General features: G+C 72.2%; 17 protein-coding genes and 1 tRNA gene. 10 read left to right on the top strand and 8 right to left on the bottom strand.

The window, feature by feature from the left end:
- Window positions 1–4: 4 nt before the first annotated feature.
- Window positions 5–1,855, bottom strand: a complete 1,851-nt coding sequence (locus tag ACTMS2_RS17035; protein ID WP_441176230.1) for a hypothetical protein — start codon at window positions 1,853–1,855, stop codon at window positions 5–7.
- Window positions 1,856–2,025: 170 nt separating this feature from the next.
- Between ACTMS2_RS17035 and ACTMS2_RS17030 the strand changes: the two genes are divergently transcribed.
- Entirely contained in the window at window positions 2,026–3,435 is a 1,410-nt protein-coding gene (locus ACTMS2_RS17030; protein ID WP_441176229.1) for a class II fumarate hydratase, read from the top strand.
- 479 nt (window positions 3,436–3,914) lie between these two features.
- Here the strand turns inward: ACTMS2_RS17030 and ACTMS2_RS17025 are convergent, their stop codons facing one another.
- A complete protein-coding gene (locus tag ACTMS2_RS17025) occupies window positions 3,915–4,460 on the bottom strand; it encodes a CGNR zinc finger domain-containing protein (RefSeq protein ID WP_441176228.1) in 546 nt (181 codons plus the stop codon).
- 75 nt (window positions 4,461–4,535) lie between these two features.
- Here ACTMS2_RS17025 and ACTMS2_RS17020 point away from each other — a divergent pair, with 75 nt between their 5' ends.
- Window positions 4,536–5,501: an EamA family transporter gene (locus ACTMS2_RS17020; protein WP_441176227.1), complete on the top strand. Its 966-nt coding sequence runs from the start codon at window positions 4,536–4,538 to the stop codon at window positions 5,499–5,501.
- Window positions 5,502–5,637: 136 nt separating this feature from the next.
- Window positions 5,638–7,326, top strand: coding sequence for a S8 family serine peptidase (locus ACTMS2_RS17015; RefSeq protein ID WP_441176226.1), 1,689 nt, complete (start codon window positions 5,638–5,640; stop codon window positions 7,324–7,326).
- A 96-nt stretch (window positions 7,327–7,422) separates the two neighbouring features.
- Here the strand turns inward: ACTMS2_RS17015 and ACTMS2_RS17010 are convergent, their stop codons facing one another.
- Complete coding sequence (locus ACTMS2_RS17010; protein ID WP_441176225.1) at window positions 7,423–8,574, bottom strand: hypothetical protein; 1,152 nt, start codon at window positions 8,572–8,574, stop codon at window positions 7,423–7,425.
- Between the two features lie 175 nt (window positions 8,575–8,749).
- Window positions 8,750–9,397, bottom strand: coding sequence for an IclR family transcriptional regulator (locus ACTMS2_RS17005; protein WP_089003149.1), 648 nt, complete (start codon window positions 9,395–9,397; stop codon window positions 8,750–8,752).
- Window positions 9,398–9,461: 64 nt separating this feature from the next.
- Here ACTMS2_RS17005 and cysS point away from each other — a divergent pair, with 64 nt between their 5' ends.
- The gene (cysS, locus tag ACTMS2_RS17000; protein ID WP_441176223.1) at window positions 9,462–10,877 is read left to right on the top strand and encodes a cysteine--tRNA ligase; all 1,416 of its coding nucleotides are present in this window, start codon (window positions 9,462–9,464) and stop codon (window positions 10,875–10,877) included.
- On the top strand, window positions 10,877–12,010 hold the full coding sequence (rlmB, locus tag ACTMS2_RS16995; protein WP_441176222.1) for a 23S rRNA (guanosine(2251)-2'-O)-methyltransferase RlmB: 1,134 nt from the start codon (window positions 10,877–10,879) through the stop codon (window positions 12,008–12,010). The genes cysS and rlmB overlap by 1 nt, the downstream gene beginning before the upstream one ends.
- A 60-nt stretch (window positions 12,011–12,070) precedes the next feature.
- Here rlmB and ACTMS2_RS16990 read toward each other — a convergent pair whose 3' ends face one another.
- A complete protein-coding gene (locus ACTMS2_RS16990) occupies window positions 12,071–13,162 on the bottom strand; it encodes an ABC transporter ATP-binding protein (protein WP_441176221.1) in 1,092 nt (363 codons plus the stop codon).
- Between the two features lie 331 nt (window positions 13,163–13,493).
- Between ACTMS2_RS16990 and ACTMS2_RS16985 the strand changes: the two genes are divergently transcribed.
- Window positions 13,494–13,570 (top strand) — tRNA-Thr (locus ACTMS2_RS16985).
- Window positions 13,571–13,868: 298 nt separating this feature from the next.
- Here the strand turns inward: ACTMS2_RS16985 and ACTMS2_RS16980 are convergent.
- Window positions 13,869–14,096: a hypothetical protein gene (locus ACTMS2_RS16980; protein WP_089003170.1), complete on the bottom strand. Its 228-nt coding sequence runs from the start codon at window positions 14,094–14,096 to the stop codon at window positions 13,869–13,871.
- A gap of 100 nt (window positions 14,097–14,196) precedes the next feature.
- Between ACTMS2_RS16980 and ACTMS2_RS16975 the strand changes: the two genes are divergently transcribed.
- The 3 genes from ACTMS2_RS16975 to ACTMS2_RS16965 are packed head-to-tail and all read left to right on the top strand — an operon-like array spanning window position 14,197 to window position 15,829.
- Window positions 14,197–14,916: a TetR/AcrR family transcriptional regulator C-terminal domain-containing protein gene (locus ACTMS2_RS16975; protein WP_441176220.1), complete on the top strand. Its 720-nt coding sequence runs from the start codon at window positions 14,197–14,199 to the stop codon at window positions 14,914–14,916.
- Between the two features lie 36 nt (window positions 14,917–14,952).
- Window positions 14,953–15,399 (top strand): helix-turn-helix domain-containing protein, encoded by a 447-nt coding sequence (locus ACTMS2_RS16970; RefSeq protein ID WP_441176219.1) that lies wholly within the window; start codon window positions 14,953–14,955, stop codon window positions 15,397–15,399.
- Between the two features lie 10 nt (window positions 15,400–15,409).
- Entirely contained in the window at window positions 15,410–15,829 is a 420-nt protein-coding gene (locus ACTMS2_RS16965) for a VOC family protein (RefSeq protein WP_121401524.1), read from the top strand.
- 68 nt (window positions 15,830–15,897) lie between these two features.
- Here ACTMS2_RS16965 and ACTMS2_RS16960 read toward each other — a convergent pair whose 3' ends face one another.
- On the bottom strand, window positions 15,898–17,100 hold the full coding sequence (locus ACTMS2_RS16960) for a LysR family transcriptional regulator (RefSeq protein ID WP_441176218.1): 1,203 nt from the start codon (window positions 17,098–17,100) through the stop codon (window positions 15,898–15,900).
- A 40-nt stretch (window positions 17,101–17,140) separates the two neighbouring features.
- The gene (locus ACTMS2_RS16955; RefSeq protein ID WP_441176217.1) at window positions 17,141–18,361 is read right to left on the bottom strand and encodes a LysR family transcriptional regulator; all 1,221 of its coding nucleotides are present in this window, start codon (window positions 18,359–18,361) and stop codon (window positions 17,141–17,143) included.
- Between the two features lie 718 nt (window positions 18,362–19,079).
- On the opposite strand from ACTMS2_RS16955, the gene ACTMS2_RS16950 reads away from it, so the two are divergent.
- Window positions 19,080–19,676 (top strand): hypothetical protein, encoded by a 597-nt coding sequence (locus ACTMS2_RS16950; protein ID WP_441176216.1) that lies wholly within the window; start codon window positions 19,080–19,082, stop codon window positions 19,674–19,676.
- Window positions 19,677–19,844: the final 168 nt, after the last annotated feature.

The raw sequence follows: 19,844 nt of genomic DNA, 5'->3' as shown, positions 1-19,844 counted from the left end.
TACGTCAGCTCGCCCGGCTGGCGTAGAAGGTGCCGCTGAAGGTCTCCGAGACGGTCCCGTCGCCGGTCCGCGTGTAGACGGTGACCCGGTGGATCCCGGCCGTCGTCGGGGTGTAACCCACCGACGCCGACCCGTCGGCGCCCGCCGCGACCGTCTGCGCCGGACGGCCGTCGAAGGAGTAGACGAACTCCGTCACCCCGGGCATGCCGGGCTGGAGGACGAACGTCCCCGGCGTGCCGGCGACCGCACCCTGGAACTTGTTGATCGGGTACTCGACCGAGCTGACCGTGGGCTTGGTCGCGAGGTGGAACCGGTAGCTGCCCTCGCCGGACGGCAGGTCACCGGCCGTCCGGCTGCGGATGTACACGGTGTTGTAGCCCGGCTTCGTCGGCGTGATCGTGACCGTGACCGTGCCGTCGGCGGTCGCCGGCACGGTCTGCTCCGGTCCGTCGTCGAGCCGGTAGGTGTACTCGACGACGTCCTCCATCCGGGGCGCGAACGTCAGGGTGCGCGGCTGGCCGAAGCCGGCCGTCGGGTTGGCGTCGGTGATGGTCGGGCTGGTGGTGCGCACCCGGAACACGTAGCTCGTGGGCGTGGAGCGGTTGCCCGCGAGGTCCACCGCCTCGACGGTGAGCGTCCTCGGCCCGTCCCGGTCGGGGGTGAAGGTGACGGTCGCCGAGCCGCCCGGGACGTCGGCCGCCACGTCGGTCGCCGGCTGCCCGGAGACGGTGTAGCGGAATCGCACCGTGTCGGTGTCGCCGCCGGCGGAGAAGGTGAACTGGCCCGGGATGCCGGGACCGCCGTACCAGCCGTCGTCGGCCGGGTAGTCCGTGGAGCTGACCGTCGGCGCGGCGGGGCTGGTGGTGTCGACCGCGAACCGGCACTCCGCCGACCAGGCGGAGGTGGCGTGCTGGTCGGCCGCGCGGACCGCGAAGGCGTAGCTGCCGCCGTCGACCATCGCGTCGGCGGGCACCGTGTACTGGAAGCGGCGCGGCGCGGAGAACGTCCCCGAGGTCCACTCCGTCCGCTCGTCGGGCCGGTCGACCGGCCACCACGCGAAGGTCGCCGTCACCTGTTCGACGAGGCCGGTCCCGTTCGCGTCCGGGTCGGTGACCTCGGCGGCGAGGGTCGGCGTGGCGGTGTCGACCACCTGGTCGCCGGCGCAGTCCCGCCCGGCGACGGTGAGGGCGCCCGGTACGTCGGGCGCGGCGTTCGCGGTCAGCGAGATGCCCGGCGTCCGCAGCCGCCGACCGTGGTGCTTGTTCCCCTCGTGGTCCCCGGGGACCCGGATCATCAGCGTGAGCGAGCCCCGCCCGGCGTCGACCGCCTGCTGCACGGTCCGCGTGAGCGGCAGTTCGAGGTGGGCCGCCGGGCATCCAGCGGTGGGACCGAGGTCGCCGACCTTCTCCCGTACGGTCGGCGCGTCGTCCCAGGTCGGCGCGGTCGCCGGCGAGTCCGTGCGCCACAGCTCCAGCTCGCGCGGCCGGTCGCAGTCCGCGACCGCCGACTCCCCGGTGCGTAGCGTGGCGTCGATGATCTCCCTGCCCTGGTAGGGCGTCAGGTCGAACGTGAGGTAGGCCCTGGTCGTGTGCTTGACCCCGGCGGTCTCCAGGGTGCCGACCGGGACGTCCGCTTCGGTGGTGGTGGTGAAGGTCGTGCCCTGCTGCCGCGCGTCCGTGTAGCTCACGCTCGTCGGTGGGACCCAGTGGGCCGGTGCGGCGACGGCGGGCTGGGTGGTGACGACGACCGCCCCGGTGGCGGTCAGCAGTGCGGTGAGCCCCGTGGTGAGGAACCGGCGCGGAGCGCGCCGTCGGCGTACGGCGGGCACGCCGGTGGAACCCCGTTGTTCGTGCAAGGTGGAAGACCCTCCGATGGAGTGCGAATACTTCCACGATCCTAAGTGCCTGGTCCCGGTGCCGGCGCCCGACTTTCGACCGATCCCGCGCGCCGGCCGGTCCCTGCCGCGTACGCGGGGGCCGGGCTGGACTGGGCGATCATCTGCGAGTCCCTCGTCGAGGCGGCAGGATGGTACGCGTGACGACTCCAGAGGCGACGGGCTACCGGATCGAACGCGACTCGATGGGCGAGGTGGAGGTGCCCACCGAGGCGCTGTGGCGGGCACAGACCCAGCGCGCGGTGCAGAACTTCCCGATCTCCGGCCGGGGCATCGAACCGGCCCAGATCCGGGCGCTGGCCCAGATCAAGGGCGCGGCGGCCGAGGTCAACGGCGAACTGGGCGTGATCGACGCGGACGTGGCGGCGGCGATCGCCGCCGCCGCCGCGCACGTGGCCGACGGCGGCTACGACGACCAGTTCCCGATCGACGTGTTCCAGACCGGATCCGGCACGTCGTCGAACATGAACACCAACGAGGTCATCGCCACGCTTGCCAACCGGGAGTTGGGCCGCGACGTGCACCCGAACGACGACGTGAACGCCTCGCAGTCCAGCAACGACGTCTTCCCGTCCTCGATCCACCTGGCCGCCACCGAGGCGGTCGCGCGGGACCTGCTGCCCGCGCTGGCCCACCTGGCGGAGGCCCTGGAGGGCAAGGCGGCGGAGTTCGAGACCGTGGTCAAGGCCGGGCGCACCCACCTGATGGACGCCACCCCGGTGACCCTCGGGCAGGAGTTCGGCGGGTACGCCGCCCAGGTCCGCTACGGCATCGAGCGGCTGGAGGGGGCACTGCCCCGGCTGGCCGAGCTGCCGCTGGGCGGCACGGCGGTGGGCACCGGCATCAACACCCCGCTCGGCTTCGCCGCGAAGGTCATCGAGAAGCTGCGCGGCTCGACCGGGCTGCCGCTGACCGAGGCGCGCAACCACTTCGAGGCGCAGGGCGCCCGGGACGCGCTGGTGGAGACCTCCGGGCAGCTGCGCACGATCGCCGTCGGCCTCTACAAGATCGCCAACGACATCCGCTGGATGGGCTCGGGCCCCCGCGCCGGGCTGCGCGAGCTGCGCATCCCCGACCTCCAGCCCGGCTCGTCGATCATGCCGGGCAAGGTCAACCCGGTCGTCGCCGAGGCGATGCGGCAGGTCTGCGCCCAGGTCATCGGCAACGACGCCGCCGTCGGGTTCGCCGGCTCCCAGGGCGACTTCGAGCTGAACGTCATGCTCCCCGTGATGGGCCGCAACCTGCTGGAGTCGGTCCGCCTGCTCGCCGCGTCGAGCCGGCTCTTCGCCGACCGCCTGGTGGTCGGCCTGGTCGCGGACGCCGAGGTCTGCCTGGCGTACGCCGAGGGTTCGCCGTCGATCGTCACCCCGCTCAACCGCCACCTCGGGTACGACGAGGCCGCCTCCATCGCCAAGGAGGCGCTGGCCAAGCAGATCTCGATCCGTGAGGTGGTCATCGCCCGGGGGCACGTCGACTCGGGCAAGCTGACCGAGACCCAGCTCGACGAGGCGCTCGACCTGCTCCGGATGACCCACCCCTGAGTCGTCCCGCCTCGCCTCGCCCGGGGGGCCGTGCCGGGTGGTGTCCGGTCCCCGCTCGCGGAGGGCGGTGTGTGCGCTGTCGACCTGCCCCGCCGGTGAGACCGGGGCGCCGACGGCCCTGCCGACAGCCAGGTGTCCCAGCGCTGACCCGAAAGCGGACCATCCGACGTAGAGCACCGGGCGAGGGCCGTGTGCGCGGAGTGGTCCCATGGGCGGGGCAGCTCGACAGGGCAGGGGGCAGGCGTGCCGACGGGCGGGACGGTTGACACGCTTCCATCGGCGGCGTCGACGGCGGTGACGGTAGTGCCCGGCGTGGAGGTCCTGGACCGCCTCGGCCGCGAGCGCGTGGTGTGGCTGTGCACCCTACGCCCGGACGTTTCGCCGCACCTGTCGCCGGTGTGGTTCCTGTACCGCGCCGGGGGACTGGTGGATCGGCACGGGGGAGCGGACGCGCGGCCGGGCCCGCTGAATCGTCGCCGTCAACCGCGCGAGGCGGACCTGCGGGCGCGGTAGGCGGTGACGGCGGCACGGTTACCGCAGCCGGCGTCACAGAACCGGCGGGAGCGGTTCTTCGACAGGTCGACGAGCACGTTCTCGCAGTCCGGGTGGTCGCAGATCCGCAGCCGGCGCAGCTCACCGGCGCGTACGAGGTCCGCCAGCGCCATCGCGGCCTCGACGGCCATCCGGGTTGCCAGCGGCGCGTCGCGCGGCACGGCGTGGAAGTGGTACGGCTCGTCGTCGTGGGTGATGAGCTGGGGCAACGCGTCGTACTCGCGGAGCAGTTCGTTGACGATCGTGACGATGCCCTCGGTGTCGGCGTACCAGACGCGGCGCAGCCGGGGCCGGAGGTCGCGTACGGCCCGCAGTTCCTCCTCGGTGTGCTCGTGCCGCCCGCTGTAGGCGTGGGCGACGAAGTACGCGTCCAGGGCGGCGACGTCGGGCAGGCCCTCACCGTCGCGGCCGGCGGTGTTCACCAGCGCTGCCACGGCGGTCAGGGAACATTCCGTGTCATGGGTGAAAAGCAACTTGACTCCTGTCGGGGGGCCGACCTAGCGTCACGAGTGAAGTTGCATTTTACTCATGACAGTGGGAGTGGATCGATGCGTCAGCCACCCGCCGCCGGGCTCGGCCTCGGCCTCGCCCTGCTCTCCGCCGTCACCTTCGCCACGTCGGGCACCTTCGCCCGGTCCCTCATCGACGCCGGCTGGTCGGCCGAGGCGGCCGTGATCGCCCGCGTCGGCGTCGCCGCGCTGATCGTGGCTGTCCCGGCCGCGCTGTCGCTGCGCGGCAGGTGGGGCGTGCTGCGCCGCAACCTCGCCGCGATCGGCGTGTTCGGGCTGCTCGGGGTCGCGACGGCCCAGGTCTGCTTCTTCAACGCGGTGCGCTACCTGCCGGTCGGTGTCGCGCTGCTGCTGGAGTATCTCGGCATCGTCCTGGTGGTGGGCTGGATGTGGCTGGTCCACGGGCAGCGTCCCCGCCGGCTGACCGTCGCCGGCTCGGTGGCCGCCCTCGCCGGCCTGTTCTTCGTCCTGGACCTGACCGGCGCCGGCCGGCTCGACGCGGTGGGCGTGCTCTGGGGGCTCGGGGCGGCGGTCGGCCTCGCCGGCTACTTCGTGCTCGCGGGACGGGTCGACGAGGAACTGCCCTCCGTGGCCATGGCCAGCGGCGGCATGGCCGTCGGGGCCGCCGTCCTGCTGCTGCTCGGGGCGGTCGGTGCGCTGCCGCTGCGGGTGGCCTTCGGCGAGGTCACCTTCGCCGGGCAGCGCACCAGCTGGTTGGTGCCGGTGGTCGGGCTGTCGCTGATCGCCGCCGTCGTCGCGTACCTCGCCGGGATCGCCGGCACCCGGATCCTCGGCGCGCGGCTGTCGTCGTTCGTCGGGCTGACCGAGGTGATGTTCGCAGTCCTGATCGCCTGGCTGGTGCTGGGCGAACTGCCCGCCGTGGTGCAACTGCTCGGCGGCGCACTGATCGTCGCCGGCGTCGCCCTGGTGCGCGTCGACGAGCTGCGCGCTCCCCGTGCCGACGACCGCCCGGAGCCGCGCGCCACCGAGCCCGCCCTGCCGTGACGACCTGAACGGTCCGGCCTGCTGCCCGCAGTGCGGATGAAAACGAGATTCCCGCCATAGCCGACGCTGCCCTGGCGGAATGCGCACCGGTGATGTCTGATGGCTGCCACGTCCCTCAACGAGAGGATCCGATGTGGTGAGCAAGCGCTTCACCGCCGGTGCTGTCGCGTCCGCGACCGCGCTGGCACTTGCGGTGACAGGTATGAGCGTGCCGGCCAGTGCCGTGCCGGCCAGTGCCCGTACCTTCACCGTCGTCGCCGAGGACGGTGTCTCCGCGGACGCGGCCATCGCCGCCATCCGTTCGGCCGGCGGCACGGTGGTCTCCCGGTCCGACGAGGTCGGCATGTTCCGGGTCACCAGCGACCGGACGGACTTCGCCGCGAAGGCCACTGCCGCGTCGGCGCTGATCGGCGCCACCGAGCAGAAGGCGATCGGCCGTAAACCCAAGCTCGACCGGGTCGAGCAGGAGCACCTGCTGGCCGCCGCCGCTGCCAAGGGCGCCGGCGCCAAGCGCGGCAAGAAGATGGACCCGCTGGACGACAAGCTCTGGGGCCTGGAGATGATCCGGGCAGACCAGGCGCGCAAGATCGAGCCGGGCGACCGCCGGGTCACCGTCGGCGTCCTGGACACCGGCGTCGACGCCAGCAACCCGGACATCGCGCCGAACTTCAACTGGGCGCTGTCCCGCAACTTCGCTCCGGACATCGTCGACGTCGACGGCGAGTGCGAGGTGGCGAGCTGCCTCGACCCGGTCGGCACCGACGACGGCGGGCACGGCACCCACGTGGCCGGCACCATCGGCGCCGCGGCCAACGGCTTCGGTCTCTCCGGCGTCGCCCCGAACGTCTCCCTGGTCGAGCTCAAGGGCGGCCAGGACTCCGGCTACTTCTTCCTGGAGCCGGTGGTCAACTCCCTGCTGCACGCCGGGAAGGTCGGCCTGGACGTGGTCAACATGTCCTTCTACGTCGACCCGTGGCTCTACAACTGCACCGCCAACCCGGCCGACTCCCCGGAGCACCAGGCCGAGCAGCGGGCCATCATCAAGGCCATGAAGCGGGCCCTGAACTTCGCCCACAACCGGGGCGTCACCCTGGTCGGCGCGCTGGGCAACAACCACGAGGACCTGGGCGACCCGCGGACCGACGTGTCGAGCCCGGACTACGGTGACACCGCGCCCTACCCGCGCGAGATCGACAACGACACCTGCTGGGATCTGCCCGCCGAGGGCCCCAACGTGATCAGCGTGTCGGCGGTCGGGCCGTCGGGCAAGAAGTCGGACTTCTCGAACTACGGCACCGAGCGGACCGCCGTGGCGGCGCCCGGCGGCTGGTTCCGCGACGGCTTCGGCACGGACACCTACCGCACCGACGCCAACATGATCCTCTCGACGTACCCGAAGAAGGTGCTCCAGGAGGAGGGCTCGGTCGACGCCGACGGCAACATCGTCGCCGGCTTCGAGGAGACGGTCTTCAAGCAGTGCAAGGCCAACGGTGAGTGCGGGTACTACACCTACCTGCAGGGCACCTCGATGGCGGCCCCGCACGCCTCCGGCGTCGCCGCGCTGATCGTCAGCAAGCACGGCAAGAAGGAGCGTCACGGCGGCTTCGGGATGGCACCGAAGCTGGTGGAGCAGCACCTCTACCGGACGGCGACCGAGCGCGCCTGCCCGGAGCCGCGCCTGCAGTCGTACGCCAACGAGGGCCGGGACGCCGAGTTCGACGCCTACTGCGCCGGAGGGCTGAACTTCAACGGCTTCTACGGTTACGGCATCGTCGACGCGTACGCGGCGGTGAAGACCCCGCTCAAGCCCAACGCCCGCCCGTAACGACGCACCACCCGAGGGGCCCGGCCGACTTCGGCCGGGCCCCTCGCACGTCCGGCGGCGGGCGGTCGATTTGGTTGCCCGACGCGGGCGCCCCGGTCACGGGCGCCAGCCCCGGGCGCCGAGCGCGGCGCGAGCCTCGCGCAGGACACCCGGGAAGTCGTGGCGCAGCCGCCTGCCGGTGACCGGCAGCACGAGCCAGCCGGCGCCGACCAGCCGGGCGATCCGGTCGAGGCGCCCGCCATCGGCCTCGGCGTGCCGCCCGTCCTGGGCGACGGCGACGCGGTACGCCGACCACGCCAGGTCGGCGTGCACGACCAGCCCGGCGGCGACCCGGACCGGGTGCCGGACGGCGGGGCGCGGCAGCCCGGCCAGCACCAGCCGGACCCGCAGCTCGGACTCGGCCGGCGACCGGGCGCCCGGATCCGCCAGGCCGAACACCCAGCGGGCCCGGCGACCGCCGGGCCGGTCGGCGTTGCGGGTGGCGACGTCGGCGAGGGCCGTGCGGCTGGTCAGCCCCTGCCGCAGCAGCGAGTCGACGATGCCGACCGCACGAAGCGGCTCCAACCAGACCGCCGTCTCCCACGCCGCAGACGTCGGATCGGTGCTGACCGGCACACCGGCGGTGCGCAGATCCGCCACCCTCAGGCCGGCCGGAACCGGCCGGACCGCGGTGCCCGGGCCGTCGGCCGGCGCGCGCAGCGCCGTGCGCAGGCCGCCGCCCGGCGGTACGACCACGACCTCCCCGCCACCGGCGGTCGCGGGTGCCGCCGTGTCCCGGCCGCCGGCGGTTGCGCAGACCGCCATGTCCCGGCCGGCGGTTGCGGGTGCCGCCGTGCCCCCGCCCTCGGCCGGCGTGCGGAGCGTCGGGTGCGGACCGCCACCCGCCTTTCCGGGCTGCCGGTGCGGGCCCGTGGAGTGCACGCGCAGGCCCCGTTGCGGGCCGAGCCGCATCGCCCTCGGGACGAGGACGTGCACGTCGTCGACGAACGAGGCGGCGTGCTCGACACCGTGCAGGTAGGCCGCCGAGGGGCCGGCGACGACCGCCTCGGGCGGCAACCGCAGGGCGGCGGCCCGGCAGGCCAGGGCGTGGTCCCGGTCCAGCCGGGCGTCGGCGTAGACGTCGTGGCGCAGGCGCAGCCAGGCGGAGCTGCGCAGTTGGTGCTCGGTGATGAGGCCCTGTCGGATCGCGTCCGAGCCGCGGAAGACCTGCCAGGCCAGGACGCCTGGTCGGTGCGGTGGAGGTGGCATGCGGCCAGCGTGCCCGCCGCCCGGGGCCGCCCGACACCCCTGTGGACAACCGGGGTCGCACCGGGAACCGTCGCCTGTGGACAACCGGAACGACGGCCGCCGGATGTGCTAGAGGACCGCCCCTCGGGAGGCGCAGGACGTCCCCCCAGTCGAGGGAGGTAGAGGGCCGGCCGGCTCAGGAGAGGGCGGCGGCGATGGCGGTGGCCGCGGCGAGGACCTGCGCGCCGACCACCTCGGCGTCGAGCTGGGCCAGCGCCACCACCCCGACGCTCGCCTCCAGGCCCGGCACGCCGAGCACCGGGGCGGCCACGCCGTACGCCCCGGGTTGGAGCTCCCCGGCGGTGCTCACCGGGCCGGCGGCGCCCGCCCGGCCGGCGAGGATGGCCCGTCCCGCCGCCCCGCGCTCCAGCGGGTGCCGCGCCCCCGTCCGGTACGCGACGTGGAAAGACGTCCAGCTCGGCTCGACCACGGCCAGCGCGACCCCCTCGCCGCCCTCGACCACGGTCAGGTGGGCGGTCGCGCCGGCCTGCTCCGCGAGGCGGCGCAACGCGGGCAGCGCCCCCTCGGCGAGCAGCGGCTGGGCCCGTCGCGCCAGGTGCAGCACCCCGGCGCCGAGGCGCAGCCGGCCCTCGCCGTCGCGGCGCAGCATGCCGTGCGCGGCGAGCGCGCCGACCAGCCGGTACACCGCCGCCCGGCCGACGCCCAGCCGGTTCGCCGCCTCGGTGACGGTGAGCCCGCCCGGTGCGTCGGCGACCAGGTGCAGCAGCCGCAGCCCCCGGTCCAGGGTCTGCGCCGTCTCCCCGCCCCGCGCCGTCGTCTCCACGACCAGCAGCGTACGACCCGGCTCCGGACAACCCCGGAACGCGTGGGACGGCTACCCTTGTACGGTGACGCTACGCCTGTATGACACCGCCACCCGATCGGTGCGGGACTTCGTCCCGCGGGAAGCCGGCAAGGTGGGGGTCTACCTGTGTGGTCTCACCCTCCAGGCCCCGCCACACATCGGTCACCTTCGCTCCGGCGTCAACTACGACGTGCTGCGCCGCTGGCTGCTCGCCGCCGGCTACGAGGTCACCTTCATCCGCAACGTGACCGACATCGACGACAAGATCCTGGTCAAGGCGATGGAGCGGGGCAGGCCGTTCTGGTCGATCGCGTACGCCAACGAGCTGATCCTGGCCGATTCCTACCAGGCGCTCAACGTGCTGCCGCCGACGTACGAGCCGCGGGCCACCGGGCACATCCCGGAGATGCACGAGCTGATCGCCAAGCTCATCGCCGACGGGCACGCCTACCCGGCCACCGACGACTCCGGCGACGTCTACTTCGACGTCCGCTCGTGGCCGGCGTACGGCTCCCTGTCGGGGCAGTCGCCGGACGCGATGCAGTCGGCGGGGGACGCGCCCGACCGGGGCAAGCGCGACCCGCGCGACTTCGCGCTGTGGAAGGGCGCCAAGCCCGACGAGCCGGCGGACGCCTACTGGCCGTCGCCGTGGGGGCGGGGCCGGCCGGGCTGGCACATCGAGTGCTCGGCGATGTGCTGGCGCTACCTCGGCGCCGAGTTCGACATCCACGGCGGAGGGCTGGACCTCACCTTCCCGCACCACGAGAACGAGATCGCCCAGTCGCAGGCCGCCGGGCTGCCGTTCGCCCGCTACTGGGTGCACCACGGGCTGCTCAGCATCGGCGGCGCCAAGATGGGCAAGTCGCTCGGCAACGCCCTCGACCTGACGTACGTCGACTCGCTCGGCGTGCGCCCGGTGGAGCTGCGTTACTACTACGCCGCCGCGCACTACCGGTCCCGCATCGACTACTCCGAGGACGCGCTGCGCGAGGCCGCCGTCGCGTACCGCCGGATCGAGGGGTTCGTGCAGCGGGCCGTCGAGCGCGTCGGCCCCGGCCAGCTCGGTGAGCTGCCGGGCGCGTTCGCGGCGGCGATGGACGACGACCTGAACACCTCGGCCGCGTTCGCCGTCCTGCACGAGGTGGTCCGCGACGGCAACACCGCGCTGACCGGCGGCGACGATGTGACCGTCCGCACGGCGCTGGCCGCGGCCCGCGCCATGCTGGATATCCTCGGGATCGACCCCCTCGACCCGGCGTGGACCGGTGGCGGCCGCGCGGACGACCTGCGCGGCGTGGTGGACTCGCTGGTCGCGCTGGCCCTGGAACAGCGCGCACAGGCCCGCGGTCGCAAGGACTGGGCCGCGGCCGACGCCGTACGCGACCAGCTCAAGCAGGCCGGCGTGGTGGTCGAGGACACCCCCCAGGGCCCCCGTTGGACTATTGGAGAGCAGGACTGATGGCCGGCAACTCGCAGCGCCGTGGCCGGCGTCTGACGCCGAAGGCGGGAGCCCCGAAGGGCTCCGGTGGCAAGAACAAGGACTCCCTCGCCGGGCGGGGCAGGACCCTGCCCGCCGACGAGCGGCCCTGGCACAAGGCATACTCGGGCACCGAGAAGCTGCCCCAGCGCACCGCCTGGAAGCAGGACAAGGAGCGCCGGGCGGCGGCCGAGGAGGGCCGCGCTCCCAAGATCGGCCAGCCCGGCAGCAAGGACACCACCTGGGGCAAGGGCGGTGGCCGGGGCGTACCGACCACGGGCGGGCGCGGTACGGGTGGTCGGGGTGCCAGGCCCACGGGTCGCGGCGGTCCCCGGGTCGCCCCGGGCCGCAAGTCCAACCCGTCGAAGGACACCCCGGAGCTGCTGGTCGGACGCAACCCGGTGCTGGAGGCGCTGCGCGCCCTGGTGCCGGCGACCGCGCTCTACACCGCCCAGGGCATCGACGTCGACGACCGGGTCAACGAGATCATCCGGAGGGCCGCCGACCGGGGCATCGCCAACCTGGAGATCAGCCGGGCCGAGCTGGACCGGATGACGGGCGGCGTGCTGCACCAGGGCGTCGGTCTCCAGGTGCCGCCGTTCGCGTACGAGCCCTTCGAGGACCTCGTCGCGGCGGCGCTGGAGCAGGCCGCCCCGCTGCTGGTGGCGCTGGACGGGGTGACCGACCCGCGCAACCTCGGCGCCGTGATCCGCTCCGCCGCCGCCTTCGGCGCGCAGGGCGTCTTCGTACCGGAGCGGCGGGCCGCCGGGATCACCGCGACCGCCTGGCGGACCAGCGCCGGTGCGGCGGCGCGGGTGCCGGTCGCCCAGGTCACCAACCTGACGCGGTCGCTGAAGGCCTGCCAGGACGCTGGCTTCATGGTGGTGGGCCTGGACGCCGACGGCGAGACCGACCTCTACGACCTGGAGGCCGCCGTCGGCCCGCTGGTCGTGGTGGTCGGCTCCGAGGGCCGGGGGCTCTCCCGGCTGGTCGGCGAGACCTGCGACCTCACGGTCAGCATCCCGATGGTCTCCGACGTCGAGTCGCTCAACGCCAGCGTCGCGGCCGCCGTCACCCTCGCCGAGGTGGCGCGCCGCCGGGCCGCCGAGGGCTGATCCCGCAGACACGAAGAGGGGCGGTCCGCCGATGGCGGGCCGCCCCTCTTCCGTCGTACGTCAGATGCGGTTGCCGGTGCTCGCGTTGAAGACGTGGCTGCGGCCCTCGCGCGGCTTGACGAACACGGTGTCGCCCATGTTCGGCATGCTGCGCCGGTCGGTACGGACCACGAAGCGCTCGTTGTTGCCCTCGAGCGCGGCGTGGCCGTAGATGTTGGCGTCCGAGCCGAGGTCCTCGACCAGCTCGACGACGACGGGCATGCCGCCCTCGGTCGGGCTGACGAGGTCGCAGTCCTCGGGGCGGAAGCCGACGGTCACCTTGTCGGCGCCGCCGTCGGCGCGGGCCGCCTCGACCTGCTCCCGGGTGAGCGGGATGTGCAGGTCGGCGAAGGCGGCGCCCCGCTCGCTCAGCGGCACGGTCTTGATGTTCATGGCGGGGGAGCCCATGAAGCCGGCGACGAAGACGTTGGCCGGGGTGTCGTAGAGCGCGCGCGGGGTGTCCACCTGCTGGAGCACACCGTCGAGCATGACCGCCACCCGGTGGCCCATGGTCATGGCCTCGACCTGGTCGTGGGTGACGTAGACGGTGGTGACGCCCAGCTTGGCCTGCAACGACGCGATCTGGGTACGGGTCTGCACCCGCAGCTTCGCGTCGAGGTTCGACAGCGGCTCGTCCATGAGGAAGACCTGCGGCTCGCGGACGATCGCCCGGCCCATGGCCACCCGCTGGCGCTGACCGCCGGAGAGGGCCTTCGGCTTGCGGCCGAGGAACTCCTCCAGCTGGAGCAGCGCCGCCGCCTCCTTCACCCGCCGGTCGATCTCGGCCTTGGAGGTCTTGCGCAGCTTGAGCGCGAACGCCATGTTCTCGTACACCGTCATGTGCGGGTAGAGGGCGTAGTTCTGGAAGACCATCGCGATGTCGCGGGCCTTCGGCGGCAGGTGGGTGACGTCCCGGTCGTCGATGTGGATCGAGCCCTGGTCGACGTCCTCCAGGCCGGCGAGCATGCGCAGGCTGGTGGACTTGCCGCAACCGGAGGGGCCGACCAGGACGAGGAACTCGCCGTCGCCGATCTCCAGGTCGAGCTGGTTGACGGCGGGACGCTCGGTGCCCGGGTAGATCCGGGACGCCTTGGCGTAGGTGACCGTAGCCATGGTGGGGTGCTTCCTCTCACCGGCAGGAACGTGCCGGACGATCCGAGTGAAGGAGCGGTCGGCACGGGACGCGCCGGCCCACGGGCAGCCTCTCGATGATCGAGATGTCGTCCGTGTCACTGCACGGTAAACGGCTTTTCGTCACCTGCCAAGGCGGGGCGCACGGGATGGGACGGGCCGCATAGACATTCCGGTCACTCGGGCACGGGCGGACATCAATCGACCGCCAATGCCGGTACGCCGCAGCGCGTCGGTGACGTTTCCCGTGGTCGGGGGGCCTGCCGAGGCGGAAATCCGGACGTCAGTCGCTATGCTGACGTCGGCACCACACGCCCCTGTAGCTCAGCTGGCCAGAGCACTCGCCTTGTAAGCGAGATGTCGCCGGTTCGATCCCGGCCGGGGGCTCCAAATTTCATCAGCACTTCGCGCCGGGCGGGCGTGGCTGGGTGTCCGTGGACTCCGACGGGCCTTCGGGCGCTCCGCCCTGCTGACCTGTGAGGGCGTCACCGGTCGCGCCCGGGCGCCTGAACGAGGTCGGGGTCGACGCCGGCCTCGCGGAGCAGTTCTCGCAGGCGCTGCTTGACGTCGACCGTGGCGTCGACAGCGCGCACGCCGATGAGACCCCGACGAGGGCTCCGTTCATCACCACGAGAGGGCCACCCGTGCAGTCAGCGGCACGGCGTTTTCCCTGCTGAAGCTGCCCGGCTTACGCGGTGGTGTCGAGATGGACCTCCACGTCGTAGATGAGGCGGACGGGTCTGCCGTTGGTGACGCCGACGAAGACCGGGTCGGCGGCCGGGGTGCGGCCGTGGCGCCAGACCTCGCTGCGGGCGGCTTCCCGGGACTCGTGGTGGTGTCTCCCGGCGCGGTGCAGTGCCAGGACCCGGCGGGCCGTCGTCGGGTCGGTGTCGAGCTGGATCCGCATCAGGGGCATGTCCGGACCTCCCTCGATCGGTGTCGTGGCCGGCGAACCTAACGTCGTGGGGGCAACTTACCGTCGTTAAGTTACTTCAGCACCGTACTAGGGTGGTCGGGTGACCATCAACGGATCCGACGGGGCGCCGCGCGAAGAGCCGGTCGGTCGTGCCGGTGCTCCCCGCTCGGTGTGGCTCCGTGCGGACCCCGCCCGCGAGCGCCGTACGCCGCCGCTGAACCGCCAGCGCATCGTCGACGCCGCCGTGGCACTGCTCGACGGGCACGGCATCGACGGACTGACCATGCGTCGCCTCGCCCAGCAGCTCGACGTCACCCCCACCGCGCTGTACTGGCACGTGAGGACGAAGGACGACGTGCTCGACCTGGCCGTCGACGAGATCTTCGGCGAGGTGCGACTCCCGCGCGACGTGGGCGACTGGCGCGACGACGTCCGTACGCTCGCCCGGAACTGGCGGGCGGCCATCCTCCGCCACCCCTGGGCGGCGAGCCTGATCGGGCGTCCCATGCTGGGCCCCAACGTGCTCGCGCGCACCGAGTTCCTCCAGTCGGCCCTGGTCCGCGGCGGCTTCTCGGACCGTCGACTGGCGGTGGCCACCCGACTGCTCGCCAACTACGTCATCGGCGCTGCGCTCACCGAGGCCACCTGGCGCCAGACCGCTGATCCGCACGCGCGGGCCGAGGCCCGGCGGCACATCACGGCGAACCCCACCGCCTATCCGACCCTCGGCGCCTCCGGCCACCTCGACGAGGCGCGATGGAGCGACGACGAGCTGTTCGACCTGGGCCTCGACGCCATCCTGGCGTCCGCGCCGGGGTAGCGGGCCCGGCGTGGTGCGCACCCTATGCTGGACGGCGTGAGCAGGGCGACGGAGGAGTCGAACCGGGCCATGCTGCGCGCCCGGGACGCCATGGACCGCGCGTACGACCAGCCGTTGGACATCCCCGCCCTGGCCAGGATCGCGTACGTCTCGGAGGCGCACTTCATCCGCACCTTCCGGGCCACCTTCGGCGAGACCCCGCACCGCTATCTCCAGCGGCGGCGGGTGGAGCGGGCCATGTACCTGCTGCTGCACACCGACCGGGACGTCACCGACGTCTGCTACGCGGTCGGCTTCTCCAGCCTGGGCACATTCAGCCGCACGTTCCGGCAGATCGTCGGGGAGCCGCCGTCGGAGTACCGCCGCCGCAAGGCGCCGGCCGCCGCCGTGCCGGTGTGCTTCACCAAGGCGTGGACCCGGCCCAGCAGCTTCGGGCAGCAGACGTCAGTTTTGGATAAGCAGCAGGTCAGGCCCGCCCCGTAGCGTTTCCGGCATGACGATGAACGCGATCAGCCGCTCCCAGATCTATGTGCTCGACCAGGACGAGGCCCTGGACTTCTATGTCGGCAAGCTCGGCCTGGAGGTCAACACCGACCAGGACCTCGGGTTCATGCGCTGGCTGACGGTGAACCTGCCCGGCGACCCGGAGCGCGAGATCCTGCTGGAGAAGCCGGGCCCGCCGGCGCTGGACCCGGCCACCGCCGAGCAGGTCCGGGAGCTGCTCACCAAGGGCGCGCTGGGCGGTTACCTCTTCATGACGACCGACGACGCGCACAAGACGTACGAGGACCTCGTCGCCAAGGGCGTCGAGATCACCGACGAGCCGATGGAGCGCCCGTACGGGATCGACTTCGGCATCCGCGACCCGTTCGGCAACAAGATCCGCATCGGCCAGATGTTCCCCAGGGGCTGACCCTCGCGGCGGGGACCCTGATCGGGAGCGTGCCGCCGGTGGGTGCCTACCGGAAGGGGCGCCCCGACTCACGTCGGGGCGTAGCCGGGCCAGCGGGAGGGGTCGGCGCGCAACACGGCGAGCAGGTCCGGGCGACGTTCGGCCAACTGCCCGATGTGTCGGTCACGCAGCCACCGCGCCAACCACGCGGCGGTCGGCGCGGCCGGGCCACCGCGCCGCCACGCGACGGTCAATGCGACCCGGAGGTCCTCTGCCAGCCGCACGGTGTGCAGCTCGCCGGGAGGCACGAGGGTGGCGCTGGTGAGGGCGACCGCTGCGCCATCCTTCAGGATGTGGCGACCACTGGGCCCGTTGAGGGCGGTGAAGCGGATCCGGGGTACGAAGCCCGCGGCTCGACAGACGGCGAGGACCGACCGCTGGTTGCGGGTGCCGGCGGGGCCGGTGAGCCAGTCGTGCTCCGCCAACTCGCGCAGTGCGATGGTCGTCCGGCCGGCACCAGCATCCCTGGGGAGCAGGACGTACGCCGGGTCCTCGAAGGCGACGGTCGTGTCCCACCCGGCGGGCGTGGCAAGGCCGGCGAGGGGCAGGTCCGCGTACACGCAGATGTCGGCGGCGAGCATCGCCGGTGCCCAGTTCGGGCCGGGAATGGTGACGACGTGCTGCCGTACGTTGGCCAAGCCTCCGTCGCGCAGCGCGTCGACCAGCCCGGTGAAACCGAACTCACTGGCCACCGTCAGGCCACCCGGGACCGATGTTGTGTCGTCGGCCATGGTCGTCCCGGCCAGCCGGGACATTTCCTTCTCCAGCCTCTGCAGGTGTGGCAGCAACTGGACGAGTAGCGGGCTGGCGGACACTCCCCTCGGAGTCCGGTCGAACAGGGTGCCCCAGCGTCGCTCGATCCGTGTCAGCTGGGCACTCACCGCCGGCTGGGGCAGCCCGAGGTGACGGGCCGCTCCGCTGATCGATCCGGCTGCGGCGACCGAGGTCACCAGCCGTACGTGCCGCCTGGCCACGACGTCGACGCCGATCAGGGCGGCGATCGTCTCGGCAGCGGCCGTCGCCTGACTGACCGATCCCAACGCTGCCTGCCCCTGGCCGGTCAGGTGGTACTCCGTCCCGGTCCGCTGTAGGCACGACACTCCGGCGGAACCGGCCAGCCGGCGTAGCCGCTTGCGGACGGCGGTCTCACTCAGACCGAGTCGGGCGGCGAGGACCGGGCAGTCGAGCCCGTCGGCGACGCCCAGCAGCAGCCGCAGGTCGATCGTGTCCACGTTGGTCTCCAGGAGAACGGGCGGCAGGTTCCTCCGGCTGTCACTGACGGTCGGCTCGCGCTTCGGCGAAGGCGGGCCAGCCGACCGGGTCGGCACGCATCTCGGCGAGCAGGTCCGGGCGTAGCTCCGCCAGTCGCCGGATCTGACCGTCGCGCAGCCAGCGAACGATCCACTGAGCCGTCGCGGTAGCGGTGCTGCCTCGCCGCCATCCGACGGTCATCCGCACCCGGACGTCCTCTGCGAGTCGGACGGCGCGCAGCGCGCCACTGGGGACCAGGGTCGCGCCGGTGAGGGCCACCGCTCCACCATCTTCGATGATGCGGCGACCGCTGGGCCCGTTGAGGGCGGTGAACCGGATCCGCGGGTCGAATCCCATCGACCGGCAGAGCAGGAGTACGGACTGGTGGTTGCGGCTGCCTGGCGGACCAGTGATCCAGTCGTAGTCGGCCAACTCGCGCAGGCCCACCGTCGTCCGGCCGCCATCGGCACCGAGTGGCATCAGGACATGGGCAGGATCCTCGAAGGCGACGGCCCTGTCCCGCCCAGGCGGTACGGCCAGACTGACGAACGGAAGATCGGCGTACAAACAGATGTCGGCGGCGAGCATGGTCGGCGCCCAGCCCGGACCGGGGATGTCGATGATGTGTTGCCGCACGTCGACCTGAGCATCGTCGCGGAGCGCGTCGATGAGCCCGTGGAAACCGAATTCGCTGGCCAACTGCAGGTTTCCTGAGGTCACCGAAGCTTCCTCGGCTGTGGCCGGCGCGGCGAGGCAGGACAGCGTCCGTTCCAGCAGGCGCAGGTGTGGCAGCAGTTCGACGAGTCTCGGGGCGGGCTCGACACCGCTTCGGGTGCGCTCGAACAGGGTGACCTGCCAGCGCCGTTCGATCCGCGCCAGCTGCGCACTGAGCGAAGGCTGCGGAATCCGTAGCTGGCCGGCAGCGCTGCCGATCGAGCCGGTCGCGGCGATCGTGGTGACCACCCGGACGTGGCGCGGCGAAAGGGACTCGACGCCGAGGAGCCGCGCGATCTCCTGCGATGCGGCCACCGCCTGGCTGGCCGGGCCCAACACGGCCCTCCCCCGCTCGGTCAGGTGGTGACTTCGTCCCGTCTGTCGCAGCCAGGCCGTCTCCTCGGGACCGGTCAATCGGCGGAGGCGCTTTCGCACCGCGGATTCGCTGAGGCCGAGCGAGGCGGCGAGGGCGGGACAGTCGTCACCGTCAGCGACACCCAGCAGAAGTCGAAGATCTACCGTTTCCACGAGTTCAGATGGTATGGCCGGCGCGCGTGATCGGTAATGCCAACTCGCACGACCCACTGGTGGATCGGACGGGCTAAGGACGGTCGGCACGGACAGCGACCGAATGGGCACGAAATGGAGTTCGGCGGCGCGGCGCTCGGCATTTCCCGATCCATTGCCGCCGATCGGTGACGGGCGGTAGGAGAAGGAACAATGATATGCCACGTATTGACGGATAGGTCTCTCGTGGAGGGCGTCGTCAGGCGCGGTCACGTCTGCGCCCCCTGCGGTATGGGCGGAGGGGGCCGCCTGCCCGGACCGTCCCGGCCGGGAGTCGCCGAGCACACGGCTCCGGCCTTACGGGCCGAGGCGGGTCCACCGGCGGCTGCCAGCAGCCTTCTCGCCGCCGCGTCAGTCGAGTGTGGGCAGCCGAAAGAGCGCGCCCGGCCGCCGTCCTGCCCACCCGTCGGCCGTGCGCACCGCCCGGGTGTACGCGTGGGCGCCGGTGCGGCGTCAGGAGATCGCACGAGCGTCGGGTTTGGTATGGGCGACGAAACCAGTTGGTAGTCCCCAGGCCAAGCCTGCTGCTGATCCAATTCAGTGACGGTTCCGCTGCCTCCGGCGGGGCGGCGAGGCCTGTCGGCCGGCCGGTCATGCGGTCCGGCGTTGCCCAGCCCATTCGCCGCAGTCTTAGCCGTTGCGCGGTGGGCGATATCCAACCGGAAATGAAGGAGAACGGATGAAGACGGGCCAGCATCCGAAAGGTCACCTGAGGCTTGTGCACCGAATTCTGATGGCGGTGGCGCTCGCCGCGGCCAGCCTCGGCCTCTCTCTCGCGGTTTCCAGCCCCGCGCAGGCAGCCACCACCACCATGTGCTCGGCCACGCCGGTCCCCGCCGGCTGGGTTGTCACCCAGGCGCAGAGGGACTCGGCCAGCTGCGGCTCCCACCTGCTCTACTGGATCACCAACGATCTCTACAACGGGATGCACATCTGTTCCGCCACTCGCGTGCCCGCCGGCTGGGTGGCCACTCAGGCGCAGACGAACCCGGTCAACTGCGGACCTCACCTGAGCTACTGGGTCACGAGCAATCTCTACAACGGGATGCACATCTGTTCCGCCACCCACGTGCCCGCCGGCTGGGTGGCCACTCAGGCGCAGACGAACCCGGTCAACTGCGGACCCCACCTGAGCTACTGGGTCACGAGCAATCTCTACAACGGGATGCACATCTGCTCCGCCACCCAGGTGCCCGCAGGTTGGGTGGTCACTCGATCGCAGACGGACCCGGTGACCTGCGGTCCCTACCTGCTCTACTGGATCACCCGAGCCTGACGTCCGGCGACGCGGGACGGTCTGAGGAACGAGCACTCAGCACCAGAGGCGAGTCAGACGCCGCACCGCAGGAGAACGACCGATGAGAACTGTCGGGGCCATCTCATGGATCACCATGAGATGGCCCCGACAGCATCAGACTCCAGACGGTGCGGGTGACCTCCGTGT

This window comes from Micromonospora sp. SD12 (assembly GCF_052068495.1).
GTDB classification, from domain to species: Bacteria; Actinomycetota; Actinomycetes; order Mycobacteriales; family Micromonosporaceae; genus Micromonospora; species Micromonospora echinofusca.
Note: the sequence above shows the minus strand (reverse complement) of the source record. Positions and strands in the feature narration are given on the sequence as shown.

Bases quoted from the DNA above. Each gene is read 5' to 3' on its own strand.
- ACTMS2_RS16965 (WP_121401524.1), top strand. From the start codon at position 15,410: ATGACGATGAACGCGATCAGCCGCTCCCAGATCTATGTGCTCGACCAG.
- ACTMS2_RS16990 (WP_441176221.1), bottom strand. From the start codon at position 13,162: ATGGCTACGGTCACCTACGCCAAGGCGTCCCGGATCTACCCGGGCACC.
- ACTMS2_RS16980 (WP_089003170.1), bottom strand. From the start codon at position 14,096: ATGCCCCTGATGCGGATCCAGCTCGACACCGACCCGACGACGGCCCGC.
- ACTMS2_RS17010 (WP_441176225.1), bottom strand. From the start codon at position 8,574: ATGCCACCTCCACCGCACCGACCAGGCGTCCTGGCCTGGCAGGTCTTC.
- ACTMS2_RS17030 (WP_441176229.1), top strand. From the start codon at position 2,026: ATGGTACGCGTGACGACTCCAGAGGCGACGGGCTACCGGATCGAACGC.
- ACTMS2_RS16950 (WP_441176216.1), top strand. From the start codon at position 19,080: ATGAAGACGGGCCAGCATCCGAAAGGTCACCTGAGGCTTGTGCACCGA.
- ACTMS2_RS17020 (WP_441176227.1), top strand. From the start codon at position 4,536: ATGCGTCAGCCACCCGCCGCCGGGCTCGGCCTCGGCCTCGCCCTGCTC.
- rlmB (WP_441176222.1), top strand. From the start codon at position 10,877: ATGGCCGGCAACTCGCAGCGCCGTGGCCGGCGTCTGACGCCGAAGGCG.